Source organism: Saccharothrix hoggarensis (genome assembly GCF_052936025.1).
On record NZ_CP193624.1, the window covers coordinates 2,933,647 to 2,950,311 of the forward strand.

Consider the following 16,665-nt stretch of genomic DNA (forward strand, 5'->3'; position numbering starts at 1 on the left):
GCACGACCCGGACGCGCCCGGGGTGCGAGTTCGACGTGCTCAGATCCCGGGAAGGCCAGGGGTGCGGTCCGGAGTCGGTGACCGAGTCGGTCGGTGGTGGCGGGATGGGTTCGCACGCCCGGTGCGGGTGGCGTGGTCCGCGGGGGGCCGGCCTGGTTGACCGGCCCCCCGCGGATCGGGTTCAGCGGAGGTGGATGTTCGGCTGGGGCGGGGTGCTCATGCCGCCACCGAGGAAGAAGCTCGGGTGCGGCGGCTGGTTGTAGGCGGTGTTCTGCCACGCGATGGCCACGCGGTACTGGGCGTCGTGCATGAGGGTGTGGATTCGCCGGTCGGTCTGCGTGCTGGTGGCGTAGATGCGCAGTGCGGCGTTGTCGTCGCGCGGCAGGATGACTTCCTCACGCCAGTCGCCGAACAGGTCGCCGGACAGCGCGGGGGTCGACTTGGTGCCGTTGATGGAGTGCGCTCCGGTGCCGGTGAGCAGTCGGGTGTCCGCGCTGGTGCCGTACTTGTCGACGTGGTTGCCGTCCAGCAGTTCCCGCACCGGGTCGGCGTCCCACCAGGCGAGGAAGTTCGCGCTGGACGGCGTGCGCCCGACGTTGCCGCCGGTGCCGTTGAACAGGCTGGTCAGCCCGGTGCCCCGGCCCCAGAACTCGGCGCCGGGGTTCCCGGCGTACACGTCGCCGGCCGCGCCGCGAGCGGGACCCTCGCAGCTGCACGTGTTGTTCTTCTGCATGATGGTGGCGCCGCTGTTGGCGTCCCGCAGGGTCGCGGCGGCTCCGGAGCTCTGCTCGTGGATCTGCCAGATCTCCTTGCCGGGGCGGCTGGGGAGGAAGTCGCCCACGTGCAGGGCGTCACCGTGCGCGTAGAAGCTGGTGGTGTACCGGCCGGTGCCGTTGGAGTTGATCGTCATGCCGCCGTAGATGATCTCGTCGGTGCCGTTGCCGTCGACGTCCGCGATGGACAGCGAGTGCGTGCCGCGGCCGCCCCACTGGCTGCCGGCGGAGCTGGAGTCGAACTTCCAGCGCCGGGTGAGCTGCCCGTTGCGGAAGTCCCACGCGGCGATCGCGCTCTTCGCGTAGTAGCCGCGGCCCATGATGATGCTGGGGCGCTGGCCGTCGAGGTACGCCGTGCCGGCCAGGAACCGGTCGCCACGGTTGCCGTTGCAGTCGCCCCAGTCGCAGATGTTGCCGCGGGCGGGGTCGAAGGGCACCGTGGACATGGCGGCGCCGGTGAACCCGTTGAACACGGTCAGGTACTCGGGTCCGGTGATGATGTGACCGCCGGAGTTGCGGTGGTCGGCGCTGCCGTTGCCGATCACCTGACCCGTGCCGGACACCGTGCCGTCACCGGTCCTGACCGCCATCTCGGCCCGGCCGTCGCCGTCGTAGTCGTACACCTGGAACTGGGTGTAGTGCGCGCCGGCGCGGATGTTGCGGCCGAGGTTGACGCGCCACAGCCGCTGTCCGTTGAGCTTGTAGGCGTCGATGTAGACGTTGCTGGTGTAGCCGGACTGCGAGTTGTCCTTCTGGTCGCTGGGATCCCACTTGAGGAAGATCTCGTACTGGCCGTCGCCGTCCGCGTCGCCGACGCTCGCGTCACCGGCCGTGTAGGTGCTGCCGGGCCGGGAGATGGGCACGTCCAGGTAGTTACCGCCGGTGAAGCGCAGTGACGGTCCGGACGGCGCCTGCTCCACCCCGCCCACGACCGCGCGGACCGTGTACGAGGCGTCCCCGGCGGCCCCCGCGTCCAGGTAGTTGGTGGAGTTCGTGATCGGGGTGGGGTTCAGCTTCGTCGTGCCCCGGTAGACGTTGAACCCGGTCGAGCCGGACTCGTTCCCGAGCAGCCGCCACGAGACCAGGTTGCCGGTGCCGGACCGCACGCTGACCAGACCCCGGTCGAGGTCCTCCATCTGCTTGCCGGTAGGCGGGTTGTCCGCGACGTCGGTCTCGAGGTAGTCGACGTTCGGCAGCCCGTCCGCCGTGGTGGGGCTCAACCGGATCGTGTTCGTGCCGGCGTTCACCGGGACGGTCAGCGTCTTCGTGACCCACGTGGTCCAGGCGCCGGTGGGGTCGAACGCGGTGCCGGGGTGCGCGACCGCGCCGTTGACCAGCACGTCGGCGGGCCGGTTGCCGGTCCCGCCGTTGGCGTACCGGATGCCGATCGTCGTGGTGCCCGCCGCGGCCGCCGTGACGGTGAACTGCGCGGCGGCCCCGACCGCGTTGTCGGCGTTGCAGAACCCGCTGCCGGAGTATCCGGTGTGGTTGGACTCGATGACACCGGCGCAGGTGGCCGGCGAGCTCTCCGCCTCGTAACGGGTCGGAGCCGCCGAAGCGGGGGCGATGACGACACCGCTCCCGGTGACGGTCAGGGCGACGCCGACAGCGAGCAGCGCGGCGCGCCGCCTGTTTCTGAGCATGACGAACCTCCAACAGGGTGAATCGGATGACATCAGGGAGCCGGTGCGCGGGCCGGTGGCGGTGTCGGCGGACCACTTGGGCCGACCGGCCGAGCGCGACGAGCCGGTGGGGGACACCGTGCCGCTGCGGCGTTACCAGCCGATCCAGCGGTCCCTGCGTCGTGAGGTCGTCACGGCGATAGGCTGTCCCTGAACAAAGTCGGTGAGCACCGTTGCTCCTTCGTCGCAGTCTGGGAACGCTCCCAGAAACGCCTGGGCGCATCCCGTGGCCGGCGAGGCCGCGGGGATGACGCCGGGTCGCGTGTGAAACGATTCAATTGGTCGGGCGGATGTTGGAAAGCGCTATCCAGCTGGTGATCACTTCAGCCGCGAGGTCATTCAGGTGGCTTCGGTGATCGAGCGATGCCGTTGGCGCCTATGACGTTCGGGCGCCAACGCTGCTGGGGTAGACCGTACGAACGCCGCCGTGCCGGTGTCAACAGGCTCGGCGGAATGTTTTCGGGTGGGTCCGACGCCCGCGGCACCCAGGCCGCGCAGCCCGGGTGGAGTCGTGGCTCGACCGCAAGGACGAGTTCGGGGACCGAATGGCGGACAGCGGGCCGACGTCCTTGTCGGGCCCGTCCCCGGGTCCGGCAGGAGGTGGCGTCGCCGGGCCGAGGTCCGGCAACTTGAGGGGGCGTCGTGTCCCTGACGTCGTGGAGGCGACTCGCTGTCGGGCGGGTTCGGCGGGACGTGCGCCACCTGTTCGCCGGGCGCCCGAGGCGGGTCGCCCGCCGCTCGTGGCAGTGCCTGCGCCGGGCCGACCGTCCATTCTGGATCGGAGGTCGAACGGGGGTGGCAGGCGGCGAACGCGGCACGGCCGGAGGCAGCCGGCTTGCCGTGTATCGCGGACGTATCCGAAACCGCATACGCCACCGCAACGGTCCGCCATCTTGGATGGAGCCATGAACCGCGACGCGTCCCCGTCCGCACCGCCTCGCCGAGTGCGCAGGATCGTGCTGCTGAGCCTCGCGATCCTCGGCCTGGCGGGGGTCCTGTTCGCGCTGCGTCGGCCGCTCCTGATGGCCGCACCGACGTGCCTCGCCGGGCGGGTGCACGGGTGTCTCGACACGGGCAACGGCGTGTTGTTCACGATGCTGGCCACGGTGCCGTTGGCCGTCCTGGTGGCGTGGGCGCTGGCGAGGCGGCGGCGGGCGGCCGGTGTGGCCTCGGCGTGGCGGCTGTCGTTGGCCGAGGTGGGCATGGTTCACGGGACGGTGCCGTTCGTGTGGTTGACCCTGATGCCGGGGGAGGGGGCCGGTGTCGTCCCCGGTCGGGTGAGCCTGGTCCCGCTGCGCGACCTGGTCACGATGGGGCCGGTCGGGATCGTCGGCAACCTGATGATCTTCGCGGCGCTGGGGTTCTTCGCCCCGATCCGGTTCGCGGTGTTGACGTCCCTGCCGCGCGTCCTGGCGCTCGGGGCCGGCTGCTCGGTGCTGGTCGAGACCGCGCAGTACGTCCTGCGGCTGGACCGGGTCTCCTCTGTGGACGACGTGCTGGTCAACGCCGCCGGCGCGGTGCTGGCCGGGATGGCGTCACGTCACTGGTGGCGCGCCGCGGCGGAGGCGTCGTCGGACCGGCCGCCGGTGGTGGCGGCGGGCTGATCCGCGCGTCCACGAGGTGGCCGCGGGGCGCCGGGGAGCCGCACCGTGACGACGAGACCGCCGGCGGGACGTGGCGTGAGGTCGAGGGTTCCGTCGTGCGCGCGGACGATGCTGTGCACGATGGCCAGTCCGAGGCCGACGCCGGCGTGCTCGTCGGTGCGCGCGCGTTCGGTCGTGCGTTGGAACGGCTCGGTGAGCGTCGGCACCAGTTCCGGGGCGACCGGGTGGCCGGTGTTCTCCACCCGCAGCACGCTCACGTCGTGCCGCTGTTCGGTGTGGACGGTGACGACGCCGCCAGCGGGGAGGTTGTGGACGATCGCGTTCTGCACGAGGTTCGTGACCATCCGCAGCATGAGCGCCGCGGAGCCGACGGCCCGCGTCGGCTCACCTGTGACGTCGAGCGTGATCGCGCGTTGTTCGGCGAGGGGGAGCAGCGTCTCGGCGGCTTCCTCGGCGAGGAGGGAGAGGTCGACGGGCTCGCGGGTGAAGCTCCGGCGGTCGCTGCGGCTGAGCAGCAGGAGGGCTTCGGTGAGGTCGATCGCGCGGGCGTTCACGGTGCGGAGGCGTTCGACGAGTTCGCCCCGGTCCCGCGTGGGGTCGTCGCGGGCGAGGTCGAGGAGCGTCTTCGAGATCGCCAGCGGGGTGCGCAGCTCGTGGGACGCGTTCGCGGCGAACCGCTGCTGTTCGGCGACGTGTGCTTCGAGCCGCGCGAGCATGGCGTCGAAGGCGTCGGCGAGCTCGCGGAACTCGTCGCTGCGGCCCGGCAGCCGGACGCGGTGGGAGAGCGACCCGTTCCCGGCCCGGCGCGCGGCGTCCGCGATGGCGGTCAGCGGGGTGAGCATGCGGCCGGCGAGGAGCCACCCGCCGACGAGCCCGAACACCAGCAGGAACGCCAGCACGACGACGATGAACGGCGCGAAGGCGCGCACGAGGCCGGAGCGGTTGATCAGGAAGGTGCCGGTGACGTGGATCGCGTCGTCCGGCAGGCCCCACAGGTAGAAGACCACCACGGCGGCGAGCAGCAGGATGCCCGCGAGCATGAGGAACCCGGCGTAGCTGAGGGTGAGCTTGAGCCGGACGCTCGGACCGGGCTGCCTAGGCACGGTCCGCTCCCGCACGTCCGGCGTCGATGCGGTAGCCCACGCCGGGCACCGTGACGATGAGCCACGGTTCGCCGAGCCGTTTGCGCAGGGCCGAGACGGTGATGCGGACGGCGTTGGTGAGCGGGTCGGCGTTCTCGTCCCACGCCCGTTCCAGCAGCTCTTCGGCGCTGACGACCCCGCCTTCGGCGGCGACGAGGACTTCCAGCACGGCGAACTGCTTGCGGGTGAGCGCGACGTAGCGCCCGTCGCGGAAGACCTCGCGGCGGAAGGGGTCCAGTCGCAGGCCCGCGATCTCGCGCACGGGTGGCCTGTTGTGGGCGCGCCTGCGGTCGAGCGCGCGCAGCCGCAGGACGAGTTCCCGCAGGTCGAACGGCTTGGTGAGGTAGTCGTCGGCGCCGAGTTCGAACCCGGAGGCCTTGTCGTCGATCCGGTCGGCGGCGGTGAGCATGAGGATCGGCATGCCGCTGCCGGACGCGACGATGCGCCGGGCGACCTCGTCGCCGGAAGGGCCGGGGATGTCGCGGTCGAGGACCGCGAGGTCGTAGGAGTTGACGCTGAGCAGTTCCAGGGCGGTGTCGCCGTCGCCCGCGACGTCGGCGGCGATCGCCTCCAGCCGCAGGCCGTCCCGGACGGCTTCGGCCAGGTAGGGCTCGTCCTCCACGATCAGCACGCGCATACCCGCAAGCTAAGCGGTGCGGCATATCGCCGCCGTATGCACGCCGTGCGTCCCACCACGGCGCGGTGACCGACCCCGCGTCAGCCGCCACCCGGGTCGAGCGTCACGCCGGTGATGGCCTTGGTCTCCCGCACGCCGATCTCCACCAGCGGGATGTCGTCGTAGTTGCTGAGGATGACGCCGACCCAGCCGGTGTCCGGGTAGATGCTCCAGTTGGCGCCGATGCCGCCGGCCCCGCCGCCCCGCCCGATCATCCACTGGTCGCCGACGACCTTGACCGGCATCGTGTACCCCGCGTACGACGTGGGCTCGTGGCCGGGGAGCTTCGCGCCGGCGAACAGGTCGGCGTAAGGCCGGGCCAACACCGTGCCGTCACGCAGCGCGTTCGCGAACCGGACCAGGTCTGGAGCGGTGACGAAGCCGTCGCCCGAGGCGTGGCCGATGAAACCGCGGGCCGGGTTCCGTCCCGTGATGTGCGGGCTCACGCTGCCCTTGTCGAGGTTGCGGACGGCGTCCACCCGGCTGCCGTCGGCCTGGAGCATGTACGGGTGCGCGATGCGCTCGTCGGTGAGCCACTGCCGCCGGGTGTAGTACGCCGAGCCGGTCATGCCGCTGCGCCCGAAGACGTGCTGGTGGACGTAGTCCCAGAACGTCATGCCGGACACGGCCTCCACGACCTGCGCGGCGATGGCCAGACCGGCGCCGCCGCCGGGGCGGTGGCCGTTGTCGTTCGAGCCGGGGACCGCCACCAGCTCCGCCTGCCTGGTCCACTGCTCGTGGTGCGCGTGCACCTCCTCCTCGCTGTGGAAGACGCGGTGCCAGTCCGGCATGGGGGCGTCCAACCCGGAGGTGCTGGTGAGCAGGTGGTGGACGGTCACCCGCTCGGCGATCTCCCGGGTGAAGCCCGTCAGGTGCCTGCCCACCGCGTCCGACAGCGCCAGCCTGCCCTGCTGCACCAGTCGCAGGACGGCCACGGCGAGGAACGGCTGGCTCGCCGAGGAGAGGTTGAACGCGGTGTTCTCGTGGTTGCGGATTCCCTTTTCCCGGTCGGCCATGCCGTAAGCGCGGGACAACACCGTGCGGCCCCGGTACGACAGGTGCACCACGCCGGAGAACTTGTCCTGCGCCGCCAACTCCGCGACGTACCGGTCGTAGGCCCCGCCGGGTCGGGTGTCGGGCGGGATCACCCGGTCGCGCTCGGACGGGGTGGCGTGACCTGGCAGGGAGCCCACGAGCGGCGCGCCGGCCGCCACGCCGGCGGCCAGCCCGCCCCACCCGAGCACCCTTCGCCGGTCGACACCACGTGCGGAATCGGAATTCATGGTCACGGCCCTTTCTCCGAGAGGTGAACCGACCCAATGCGGTTCACGCCTTCAGTGAAGGCGCAAGGCCGTTGCCGTGGCGTATGCGATTTCCGATACGTCCGCGATATGCCCGACCTGGCACGTGGAATTCCGACGTCATGAACTCTGCCGCGCTGGACGAACGACTGGGGGCACGACCTCGCGGCCGTGCCCCTCGCGGTGTCGTCAACCGGCGCGTCGCGCCCAGGCCGTGAACGGGTCGAGCGATCCCTCGACCCGGCACGGCTCGACGGTCCGGCCGCCGCGGTCGAGGCCGCGGTAGGAGGCGCGGTAGTCGAAGCCGTACCGCGCCGCCTCGTCGGCGCCGACCGCGTAGTAGACGGTGTCGATGCCGTGGTCGAACGCGGCCCGGTAGCACATCCCGCAGGGCTCGCCCGAGGCCAGCAGCACGGACTCGGCCACCAGCGCCGGTCCCGCCTTCGCCGCCGCGCGCAGCGCCACGATCTCGGCGTGCGCGGTGGGGTCGCGCTCGACCAGCACGCGGTTCACCCCGGTGCCGAGGACCCCGGCGGTGGGGTGGAGGACCACCCCCGCGAACGGGATGCCGCCGCGCTCGACCTCCGCCAGCGCGATACCGACGGCGTCCCGCATGTGGCCGGCGATCCGGTCGGCGTCCAGGCCGGTCATCACGCCTGGCCCGAGGAGTGCTTCGGGCTGGAGGCCAGCTTCAGCCACACGACACCGCCGATGATCACCGCCAGCCAGAAGACGCGCACCGGGGTGAGGGCCTGGTCGAGCAGGAACGCGCTGACGACGGCCGCGCCGGAGGAGCCGATGCCGGTCCAGACGGCGTAGCCGATGCCGACGTCGATGTTCTTCAACGCCAGGCTGAGCGTGAAGACGGTCAGGAAGAAGAACACCGCGGCGGCGATCGACCAGTTCAGGTCGGTGAAGCCCTTGCTGCCGCCGACGCTCACCGCGTAGCCGATCTCGACCAGGCCCGCGATCAACAGGATGATCCAGGCGCGGCGGCTCGCGGCGGTGGTGTCCTCGTGTCGGGTCGTGCCGGGTTGGGTCGAGGTGGTCATCTCGTGCGCTTCCTTTGCGATGGTCTCCGTGCCAGGTTCCAGGGGGCGCGTCCGGTCAGACAGCCGCGCCGGACAGTTCCAGCCCCACCACGCCGACGATGACGACGGCGATGCCGACGACCTTGCGCCAGTCGAGGCGCTCCTTGAACAGCAGCGTGCCGAGCAGCACGATGCCGACGGAGCCGAGGCCGGTCCAGATCGCGTAGCCCACGCCGACGTCCAGCGTGATGAGCGCCAGGCTCAGGAAGAACGTGCCGAGCGCGCCGATGACGAGCGTGAGGATGGACGGCCACAGGCGGGTGAAGCCCTTGGCGGCGTTGGCGCACAGCGCGAAGGCGATCTCGAAGACGGTGGCGATCGCCAGGTAGACCCAGTGCATCTCGCTTTCCTTTCCGTTCTAGCTCAGCGCTTTGCGCAGTTCATCGAGGCTCGGCACGCCCTCGACGCGGTGCGAGCCGATGACGATCGTCGGGACGGCTCGCACGTTCACCGCCCGTGCCTCGGCCAACCGGGCCTGGTGCCGCTCGGCGTACCGGCGCTCGGCCAGCGCGGCGGCGAACTCGTCGGCGTCGAGCCGCACCTCGGCGGCGATCTCCTTGAGCACCTCGGGTTGGCCGATGTCGCGGTCGTGCTGGAAGAACGCCCGCAGCACCGCCTGGTGGTACTCCTTCGCCCGACCGTGCTCCTCGGCGAACAACGAGCCCTCGAACGGCAGGTGCGTGTAGGGCTGCGGCGACACGGTCGGCAGCTTGATCGGCACCCCGAGCCGCTCGGCCATCGGGTAGACCGAGGTCCGCCAGACCCGGGGCAGGTAGTCGTCCTCCGGGCGCAGGGTGGGGTTCGGATGGGGCCGCAGCTCGTAGGGCCGCCAGGTGACCGTGGCGCCCGCCTCGGCGGCGGCCGTCTCGATGACGTCCTCCGCGAGCAGGCAGTAGGGACACACGTAGTCGAAGTAGACGACGACCTCGGGTGGGTTCATGTCTCCTCTCCCGATCCACACGAGGGGATACCGGCTAAATATTTGCATGCATCTGCATGGTCCCGTCAAGTCCCTCATGCGGCCGTCACCGAGACGTAGTACATCCCCCCTGTCACCAGCGCATTCATCCTCGACGAGGCTGGCTCGCCGATCCCGTCACGCGTGAAAGGTCCATGCTTGGACATGGAAGCTGCTCCGGAGTGACGGCCGGAACGTGCCCCGGACGGAGCACCCCCGGCGTGGAAACCCGCTCAGAGGTGGGAAGCGAGGATCGTGAGGTGTCGGCCCTGGGCGATCAGCCGGTAGAGTCGACCGTGATCACGTGTATGTACCAGCATGCTTGCCCCGCGACAAGCCAGCCCGGGTCTAGAATGTTGCTCACTCATGGACTTGGCTGCCCGATCCCGAAGCGCAGGTGACGAGATGAGCGCCGCACCCCGTCAGACCACCGAGGCCGCCGCCTCCGACCAGGTCGCCTGGAGCAGGGTGCTGACCCTGCACGTCCTCGTCGAACGCCAACTGGCGCAGGCCATGCAGCGGCGCCACGGCGTCGGTCTGTCGGAGTACCGGGCACTGGCGGAGCTGTCGAAGTCCGCGGCGGGGGAGTGGCGGATGCAGGAGCTCGCCGACCGGATCGGCCTGGGGCAGAGCTCGGTGACCCGCCTGGTCGCCCGGCTGGACGCCCTCGGCTTCGCCCGGCGGGACCTCTGCCCCGACGACAAGCGCGGCGTCTACGCCGTCATCACCGACGAGGGCAGGCAGTTGCACACCGCGGCACGGGCCACCTACGCCGAGGTGCTCAGCTCGGCGTTGAACACGGCCGGCGCCGACCAGGAGCTCGCCCGGCTCGTCCAGGCGATCCGCAGCGCCACCTGATCGGCGGCGTCACACGCCCGGCATCGTCCTTTCGCAGCAGTGACGTGGAATAGTCGGAGCAGGAATCCGGTCCGCCACTCGACGCAACCCGCCGTCGTGATCTGTGATCCGAATCGGAACCGAAGTTAGTTGCTTGACCGTGCATCTGTCGCCGGCTAATTTACGAGGCGCAGCGACAGGACGGTCGGGACCGCTGAGAGATCAGCCGGGGCGAACCCTTGCCGCTTCAGCGGAAACGCGACCTTTCGGCGCCGCGGGCGCCGGTCCCTCGCTCAGGTAGTCCAACCTTTCTGCGGCACTGCTTGCTCCGAGGAGGAATCGTGCCTTCGTCGCGTTTGCTCGGTCACCTCGCCGAACACGCGGTGAACAGTTCCCAGTCGGTCGCACTGGTCTGCGGGGACCGGGAATTGACGTATGGCGGGTTGTCCGGGCTCGCCGAGCGGTACGCGGCCGACCTGACCGCGCTCGGCGTGACCCCTGAACGGCCGGTGTGCGTTCCCGCGCACAAGTCGGTCGAGACCATCGCGTTGCTGATCGCCTGCTTCACGGTGGGCGCCAGTGTCCTCGTGCCGTCGTCCGAACTGGGCCCCACCGCCCTCCGGGCGATCTGCGAACAGGCACGGTGCTCGCACGTCCTCACGGTGGGCGCCGACGGGCGTCCGATGTCGACGGTGGTCGACGGCGCCGCGCCCGAGGGCTTCGACCCCGTCGACCCGAGCCGGACCAGGATCATGTTCACCACGTCCGGCTCGACCGGGACGCCGAAGATCGTGCCCGTCCCCGAGTCCGCTTTCGACGACTTCGCGGACTGGGCGACGAAGCAGTTCGCCCTGACGGCCGGCGACGTCTCGCTCAGCTATGCACCGTTCAACTTCGACTTGTCGCTGCTCGACGTGTGGGTCTTCCTGCGCCTGGGCGGCCGGGTCGTCCTCGTGGACCCGGCCGCGGGCGCGGACGGCAAGCGACTGCGCCGCCTGGTCGCCGACCACGGCGTCACGTTCGTCCAAGGTGTGCCGCTGCTCTACCAACTGCTCACCGAGGACGACAACGCGACCTTCCCGACCCGGACCGTCGTCTTCACCGGCGAGGCGCTGCCCCAGCGGCTCCTGCCCCGCGTCGCCCGCGCGTTCCCGGAAGCCCGGCTGTACAACGTGTTCGGCTGCACGGAGACCAACGACAGCTTCATCCACGAGGTCGACCCGGCGACCGCCGGACCGCGAATCCCCATCGGCAGGCCGATCGACGGCGTGGACGCGGTGCTCGTCGACGGCGACGGCGCCCTCGTCGAAGGGCCGGGGACGGGCGAGCTGCTGGTCCGGACACCGTTCCAGACCACCGGGTACTTGCGGAGCGCGCTCAACGACAAGGCGTTCCGCCCGGCTCCGAACGGCGTCGGCGGACCGTTCTACCGGACCGGCGACCTGGCGACCCGCGACGCCGACGGCGTGTTCGTCCTGGAAGGACGCCGTGACTTCCAGGTGAAGGTGCGCGGCATCCGCACGAACGTGCTGGAGGTCGAGGCCGTGCTGGCGGCCCACCCCGAGGTCGAGGCGGCCGCGGTCGTCGCCGTCCCCGACGACGCCGCGGGGCACCGCCTGCACGCGGAGGTCGAGCGGAAGCCGGGCTCCGGGCTGACCTCGCTCAAGTTGCGCGGCCACGGCGCGAGGACGCTGCCGCGCCACGCCATCCCGTCCACGATCCGCGTCGGCGACGCGCGGCTGCCCCGCACGTCCACCGGCAAGCCGGATCGCAAGCTCATCAAGGAAACCGTCATGAAGGGCGCTGACTGATGGACTTGGAAGCCCAGATCCGCGACTACATCGTCTCCGAGTTCCTGTCCGGCGAGGACGTCCCCGACCTTACCGACGACTTCGACCTCATCGAGAACGGCGTCGTCGACAGCCTGGGCCTCGTCCGACTGATCTCGCACATCAGCAAGAACCACGCCATTCCCGTCGACGACATCCCGCTCGAGCCGTCGAACTTCCGCGACATCGAGCACATCTGCTCCTTCATCCGGCAGACGACCGCCGCCGCGTCGGTCTGACCGGGAGACGTGTGCACTTCCCGAACCCATTCAACTAGGAGAGACCACGTGATCGTCCGCAGCTACGACGAGATCGCCCCGGTCGAGTGGGGCAACGGCACCAGCCACCGCCTGCTCACCGAGTCCGACGGCATGGGCTTCACCGTCTGCGAGACGTTGGTGCGCCAGGGCACGACCAGCGCCCTGCAGTACCGCCGTCACCTGGAGGCCTGCTACTGCATCGGTGGTTCCGGCGAGGTCGTCACCGCCGACGGGGAACGTCACAAGATCGTCGAGGGCACCCTGTACGCCCTCGACAAGCACGACGCGCACTACCTCGTCGCCTCCGACGACGAGGACCTGCGGCTCATCTCGGTGTTCAACCCGCCGCTGCGGGGCGACGAGAAGCACGCGTTATCCGAGGACGGGTTCTCCCAGTACTGATCCGTTCACGGTGGGGGCCGCGCCGGTCGGGCGGCCCCCACCCACGGCGCCAGCGAGGGAATGACTCACCATGACTGCAACCTCCGACACGTTCGCCACCGTCGCCGACTGGGCCGAGGACCTCAACCTCGACACCGCGGCGTGGGACGCCCGCGGCGAGTTCCCGTGGGAGAAGTGGAAAGCGATCCGGCGCAGCGGCATCCTCGCCGTCCCGTTCGAGCGGCGGTACGGCGGCCGCGGCCACTCGCTCACCGAGACCATGCGGGCGCTGGAAGGGCTCGGCTACACCAGCCGGGACGCGGGCCTCAACTTCTCGACGTCGACGCAGATCGTCAGCGTGGGCCTGGTCCTGCAGGCGTTCGGCGACGAGGGACTGAGGTCGGCCCACCTGCCGAAGATCATCTCCGGTGAGGTGATCACCGCGCACGCGATCACCGAGCCGACAAATGGCTCGGACGCCACCGGCATCGCCACGACCGCCCGCCGGGACGGCGACGACTACGTCCTCGACGGCGAGAAGATGTTCATCACGAACGCGCCGGTCGCGGACCTGATCCTGCTCTACGTCCGCACCGGCGAGCCCGGTCCGTTCGGGCTGAGCTGCTTCCTCGTCGACCGCGACACGCCGGGCCTGCGCATCGGCGAGCCGCTCGACAAGATGGGCCTGCGCACCTCGCCGCTCGGCGCGGTCACGCTCGACGGCGTGCGGGTGCCCGTGAGCCGACGCGTCGGCCAGGAGGGCGCGGGCTTCCTCATCCTCGACCACATCATGAAGCGGGAGATCCTGCTCTCGTTCTCGATCACCCTCGGCGAGATGACGCACCGACTGGAGCGGTGCGTGCGGCAGGCCAGGACGCGCACGCAGTTCGGCCAACCGATCGGCGGATTCCAGGCCGTCAGCCACAAGATCGCCGACATGAAGATCGCGGTGGAGACGGCCCGGAAGTGGCTGTACGACACCGGCGCCAAGGTCGAGGCCGGCCAGGACGCCGCGATCGACGTCGCCGCCACCAAGACGGTGGTGAGCGAGGCGAACCTGCGCACCGCGCTGGACGCGGTCCAGGTCTTCGGCGGCGCCGGGTACCTCACCGGCACGGGCGTCGAGGCGGACGTGCGCAACGCGGTCGGCGGGACGATCTACTCCGGGACGAACGAGGTGCAGCGCAACCGGATCGCGTCGCTGCTCGGCCTCCGTCCCACGGCTCCCCGAGGAGGGCACGGTGCATGACGATCTCGCGCGGCTGACCGCGCCCACGGAGTTCCTGGACTACGAGTCCACGCCCGTGCGGGAGTTCGTCGACGGCGTGGTCCCCGACCGCGGCGCGGACAAGCGGGACCTCGCGATCGCGCTGTACTACGCGGTCCGGGACGACGTCTTCTACGAGGTCTACGGCGCGGACCTGTCCCGCGACGGGCTGAAGGCCAGCCACGTCGCCACCCGCAAGCAGGGCTTCTGCCTGCACAAGTCGGTGCTCTACGCGGCGTGCTGCCGTGCGGTCGGCATCCCGGCGCGGTTGCACTACGGCAAGGTCCGCAACCACCTGGCGTCCGACCGGCTGCGCAAGCACATCGGCGGTGACGTCTTCTTCCACGGGCTGGCCGCCGTCCACCTCGACGGGCAGTGGGTCAAGGCGACGCCGGTGTTCAACGGGTTGCTGTGCAAGCTGTACGGGCTCAAGCCGCTCGAGTTCGACGGCGTCACCGACAGCCTCTACCACCCGTTCGACGAGGACGGGCGCAAGAGCATGGAGTTCCTGGTCGACCACGGCGGGTTCGACGACCTGCCGTACGAGTTCGTGATGGACCAGATGCGGACCAACCACCCCGACTTCCTGGACCCGGACGGCACGGGCACCGTTTCCGGTGGTTCCCTCGCCGCCGAGGCCGCCAGGTGACCCCTGGAAGGAGGACATCGCCATGGCCGAACCCACCCCGGTCCCCGCTGACGGGTGGGCCGCCCGCGCCCGGATCGGCGTGGTCGTGCCCCACGCCGACGTCGGGCCGGAATCCGAACTGCAGGCCCTCGCCCCGCGCGGCGTCGTCATCCACGGCTCCCGCGTCCACTTCGGCGCGATGCGCGCCGGGGGCGAGATGGACCGGAAGATCCCGCACGCGCCGGTCCGGGCGTTCGTCGAGCCGCCGCACGTCGACACGGCGGTGGAGCTGCTCGCCGCCGCGCCGCTCGACGTGATCGCGCTCGGCTTCACCAGCTCGGCGTACGTCCTCGGCGCGGCGGGGGAGAAGGACCTGTTCGACCGCCTGAGCGGCCACACGCGCGGGTTGCCGATCACCGGCACCACCAGGGCGGCGGTGGCGGGCTTCGCCGCGCTCGGCGCGCGCCGCGTCGCGATCGTCAACCCGCCGTGGTTCGACGACGAGCTGTCCGACCTCGGTGCGGACTACTTCGGCGAGCACGGTTTCGAGGTCGTCCAGCACGGCCCGTGCGGCCTGCCGAGCAACCAGAAGCTGATCACGCCGGAAGCCCTGACCGACTGGGTCCGCACCACGGTGGCGAAGGCCGAGCCGGACGCGGTCCTCGTGGCCGGCAACGGCATCCGCGCGGTCGGCGTGATCGACGCGCTGGAGCGGGACTGCGGTTTCGCGGTCCTGACCGCCAACCAGGTGCTGCTCTGGCACGCCCTCCACCTCGCGGGGGCCACGGACGTGCTGCCGGAGATCACCACCTATGGCCGCTTGTTCGCCGTTGCGCCGAACTGAGCCGTCGCCCGTGTCCGGACGCCCTGCGTCATCGGCGCAGGGCGTCCCCGCGGCATGGCGCTGACGACCGCGGCCGTCCACGCGAACGCCCCGCCGGCGAAACCCGGCGGGGCGTTCGGCGTTGTGGTGGGCGTTAGCGCACGGTGGTGCGGCGGCGGCCGGCGATGGCTTCCGCTACGCCGATGAGCAGCACCGAGGCGATCACCGCGAGGATGAAGCCCAGCACGTTCAGCTCGAAGATGTCACCCGTGCCGAGCAGGTTGGCGATGGTGCCGCCGATGACGGAACCGACCAGGCCGAGCAGCAGTGTCGCCACGATGCCGAGGTTCTGCTTGCCGGGCTTGATCAGTCGGGCGAGCGCGCCGATGACCAGCCCGGCGACGATGAACCCGATCACGTCGCCTCCCGATAAGTCGATGATCTTCCGACACCGGGCTACCCGATCGGCCTAGACGAGTAATGCGTAAGTCGGTCAGTGGTCGTAGGCGGTCAGGGACCGGGTGACAGGTTGGCCGGTGGCTCGGTTGTGCCAGATGGCGGCGGTCAGGGCGAGGATGCGTTGGGCGATGCGGACTCCGACGCCGTCGATGGTGCGTCCGCCGTGTTGCTCCAGGTTCAACTGGCCCTTGAGCGTGTCGTTGACGGACTCGATGAGTTGGCGGATGGACTTGAGCAGTGGTTCGCCGGGGTGCGGCTTGCGGTTGCGGTAGGACGGTCGGATCAGTCGGACGCCCCGCTCGGCCAGGAACCGGTCGAGTTCGGCGGAGACGTAGCCCTTGTCGGCGATGACGAGCAGGCCGGGGCGGTCGTCGAGCAGGCGGGGTTCGTGGTCGCAGATCGCCATGAGCACCTGCCGCTCGTCGATCTTCGGGTCCGCCAACGCCCAGGTGATCGGCAGCCCGGCTGGGGTGCAGACCAGATGCAGCCGCAATCCCCAGAACCAGCGCGAGTGGGAGCGGCAGAAGCCGTATTTCGCCCAGCCGGCCAACTCCGAGCGCTTGACCGTTGGCCGGGAGCGTCCGCATTCGACCGGGGTGGAGTCGACGATCCAGGTGGTGTCGGTCCACAGGTCGGTGTCGGCGGCCAGCCAGCGCGTGACCTGCTTGACCAGGGGTAACGCGGTGCGGAGGCGGCGGTTGTAGCCGGACTGGCCGGGCAGGTAGCGGAACGCGCCGGGCATCCGGGCGGGCAGGAACCGCAGCCATCGGGCCTCGGAGGTGAACCCGAGTAGCGCCTGGGCCACCGCCAGGGTGACCAGCTCGGCGTCGGTGAGCTTGGGCGGCCTGCCCATCCGACGCCCGCCGGCGAGGTGGTCGTCGATCTTCACGTAGAGTGCGGTGAGAAGGGTGTTCAGGTCGGTCGTCACAAACTGATCTTGAACACCCTTCGTCC

Annotated in this window: 18 protein-coding genes; 8 read left to right on the forward strand and 10 right to left on the reverse strand. The window is 70.4% G+C overall.

Annotated elements, in window-relative coordinates:
- Positions 1-181: 181 nt before the first annotated feature.
- Entirely contained in the window at positions 182-2,416 is a 2,235-nt protein-coding gene (locus tag ACRAKH_RS13655; protein ID WP_380721587.1) for a rhamnogalacturonan lyase family protein, read from the reverse strand.
- Positions 2,417-3,399: 983 nt separating this feature from the next.
- Here ACRAKH_RS13655 and ACRAKH_RS13660 point away from each other — a divergent pair.
- Positions 3,400-4,059 carry a VanZ family protein gene (locus tag ACRAKH_RS13660; protein ID WP_380721584.1) on the forward strand — a complete coding sequence of 220 codons (660 nt, stop codon included), beginning with the start codon at positions 3,400-3,402 and terminating at the stop codon, positions 4,057-4,059.
- On the opposite strand, the gene ACRAKH_RS13665 is transcribed toward ACRAKH_RS13660, so the two are convergent.
- From ACRAKH_RS13665 to ACRAKH_RS13695, 7 genes are all read right to left on the reverse strand, one after another.
- A complete protein-coding gene (locus tag ACRAKH_RS13665; protein WP_380721581.1) occupies positions 3,996-5,162 on the reverse strand; it encodes a sensor histidine kinase in 1,167 nt (388 codons plus the stop codon). The two genes, ACRAKH_RS13660 and ACRAKH_RS13665, sit on opposite strands and share 64 nt — an antisense overlap.
- A complete protein-coding gene (locus tag ACRAKH_RS13670) occupies positions 5,155-5,838 on the reverse strand; it encodes a response regulator transcription factor (RefSeq protein WP_380721578.1) in 684 nt (227 codons plus the stop codon). Before ACRAKH_RS13670 ends, ACRAKH_RS13665 begins: the two co-directional genes overlap by 8 nt.
- Positions 5,839-5,918: 80 nt before the next feature.
- Positions 5,919-7,160, reverse strand: a complete 1,242-nt coding sequence (locus ACRAKH_RS13675) for a serine hydrolase domain-containing protein (RefSeq protein WP_380721575.1) — start codon at positions 7,158-7,160, stop codon at positions 5,919-5,921.
- Between the two features lie 207 nt (positions 7,161-7,367).
- Complete coding sequence (locus tag ACRAKH_RS13680) at positions 7,368-7,829, reverse strand: nucleoside deaminase (protein WP_380721572.1); 462 nt, start codon at positions 7,827-7,829, stop codon at positions 7,368-7,370.
- Positions 7,829-8,230 (reverse strand): DMT family transporter, encoded by a 402-nt coding sequence (locus ACRAKH_RS13685; RefSeq protein WP_380721569.1) that lies wholly within the window; start codon positions 8,228-8,230, stop codon positions 7,829-7,831. Before ACRAKH_RS13685 ends, ACRAKH_RS13680 begins: the two co-directional genes overlap by 1 nt.
- A 55-nt stretch (positions 8,231-8,285) precedes the next feature.
- On the reverse strand, positions 8,286-8,609 hold the full coding sequence (locus ACRAKH_RS13690) for a DMT family transporter (protein ID WP_380721566.1): 324 nt from the start codon (positions 8,607-8,609) through the stop codon (positions 8,286-8,288).
- An 18-nt stretch (positions 8,610-8,627) separates the two neighbouring features.
- Positions 8,628-9,209, reverse strand: coding sequence for a DsbA family oxidoreductase (locus ACRAKH_RS13695; protein ID WP_380721563.1), 582 nt, complete (start codon positions 9,207-9,209; stop codon positions 8,628-8,630).
- Positions 9,210-9,632: 423 nt separating this feature from the next.
- On the opposite strand from ACRAKH_RS13695, the gene ACRAKH_RS13700 reads away from it, so the two are divergent.
- From ACRAKH_RS13700 to ACRAKH_RS13730, 7 genes are all read left to right on the forward strand, one after another.
- Complete coding sequence (locus ACRAKH_RS13700) at positions 9,633-10,085, forward strand: MarR family winged helix-turn-helix transcriptional regulator (RefSeq protein ID WP_380721560.1); 453 nt, start codon at positions 9,633-9,635, stop codon at positions 10,083-10,085.
- 362 nt (positions 10,086-10,447) lie between these two features.
- A complete protein-coding gene (locus ACRAKH_RS13705) occupies positions 10,448-11,875 on the forward strand; it encodes an AMP-binding protein (RefSeq protein ID WP_447009972.1) in 1,428 nt (475 codons plus the stop codon).
- Positions 11,875-12,132, forward strand: coding sequence for an acyl carrier protein (locus ACRAKH_RS13710; protein WP_380721554.1), 258 nt, complete (start codon positions 11,875-11,877; stop codon positions 12,130-12,132). The genes ACRAKH_RS13705 and ACRAKH_RS13710 overlap by 1 nt, the downstream gene beginning before the upstream one ends.
- A gap of 48 nt (positions 12,133-12,180) precedes the next feature.
- On the forward strand, positions 12,181-12,555 hold the full coding sequence (locus tag ACRAKH_RS13715) for an ectoine synthase (RefSeq protein ID WP_380721551.1): 375 nt from the start codon (positions 12,181-12,183) through the stop codon (positions 12,553-12,555).
- A gap of 70 nt (positions 12,556-12,625) precedes the next feature.
- Positions 12,626-13,783 (forward strand): acyl-CoA dehydrogenase family protein, encoded by a 1,158-nt coding sequence (locus tag ACRAKH_RS13720; protein WP_380721548.1) that lies wholly within the window; start codon positions 12,626-12,628, stop codon positions 13,781-13,783.
- A complete protein-coding gene (locus ACRAKH_RS13725; RefSeq protein ID WP_380721545.1) occupies positions 13,776-14,450 on the forward strand; it encodes a transglutaminase-like domain-containing protein in 675 nt (224 codons plus the stop codon). Before ACRAKH_RS13720 ends, ACRAKH_RS13725 begins: the two co-directional genes overlap by 8 nt.
- A gap of 22 nt (positions 14,451-14,472) precedes the next feature.
- Complete coding sequence (locus tag ACRAKH_RS13730; RefSeq protein ID WP_380721542.1) at positions 14,473-15,273, forward strand: maleate cis-trans isomerase family protein; 801 nt, start codon at positions 14,473-14,475, stop codon at positions 15,271-15,273.
- A gap of 133 nt (positions 15,274-15,406) precedes the next feature.
- On the opposite strand, the gene ACRAKH_RS13735 is transcribed toward ACRAKH_RS13730, so the two are convergent.
- Together ACRAKH_RS13735 and ACRAKH_RS13740 are read right to left on the reverse strand one after the other, a co-directional pair.
- Positions 15,407-15,670, reverse strand: coding sequence for a GlsB/YeaQ/YmgE family stress response membrane protein (locus ACRAKH_RS13735; protein WP_380721539.1), 264 nt, complete (start codon positions 15,668-15,670; stop codon positions 15,407-15,409).
- A gap of 75 nt (positions 15,671-15,745) precedes the next feature.
- Entirely contained in the window at positions 15,746-16,639 is an 894-nt protein-coding gene (locus tag ACRAKH_RS13740) for an IS982 family transposase (RefSeq protein ID WP_380730804.1), read from the reverse strand.
- Positions 16,640-16,665: the final 26 nt, after the last annotated feature.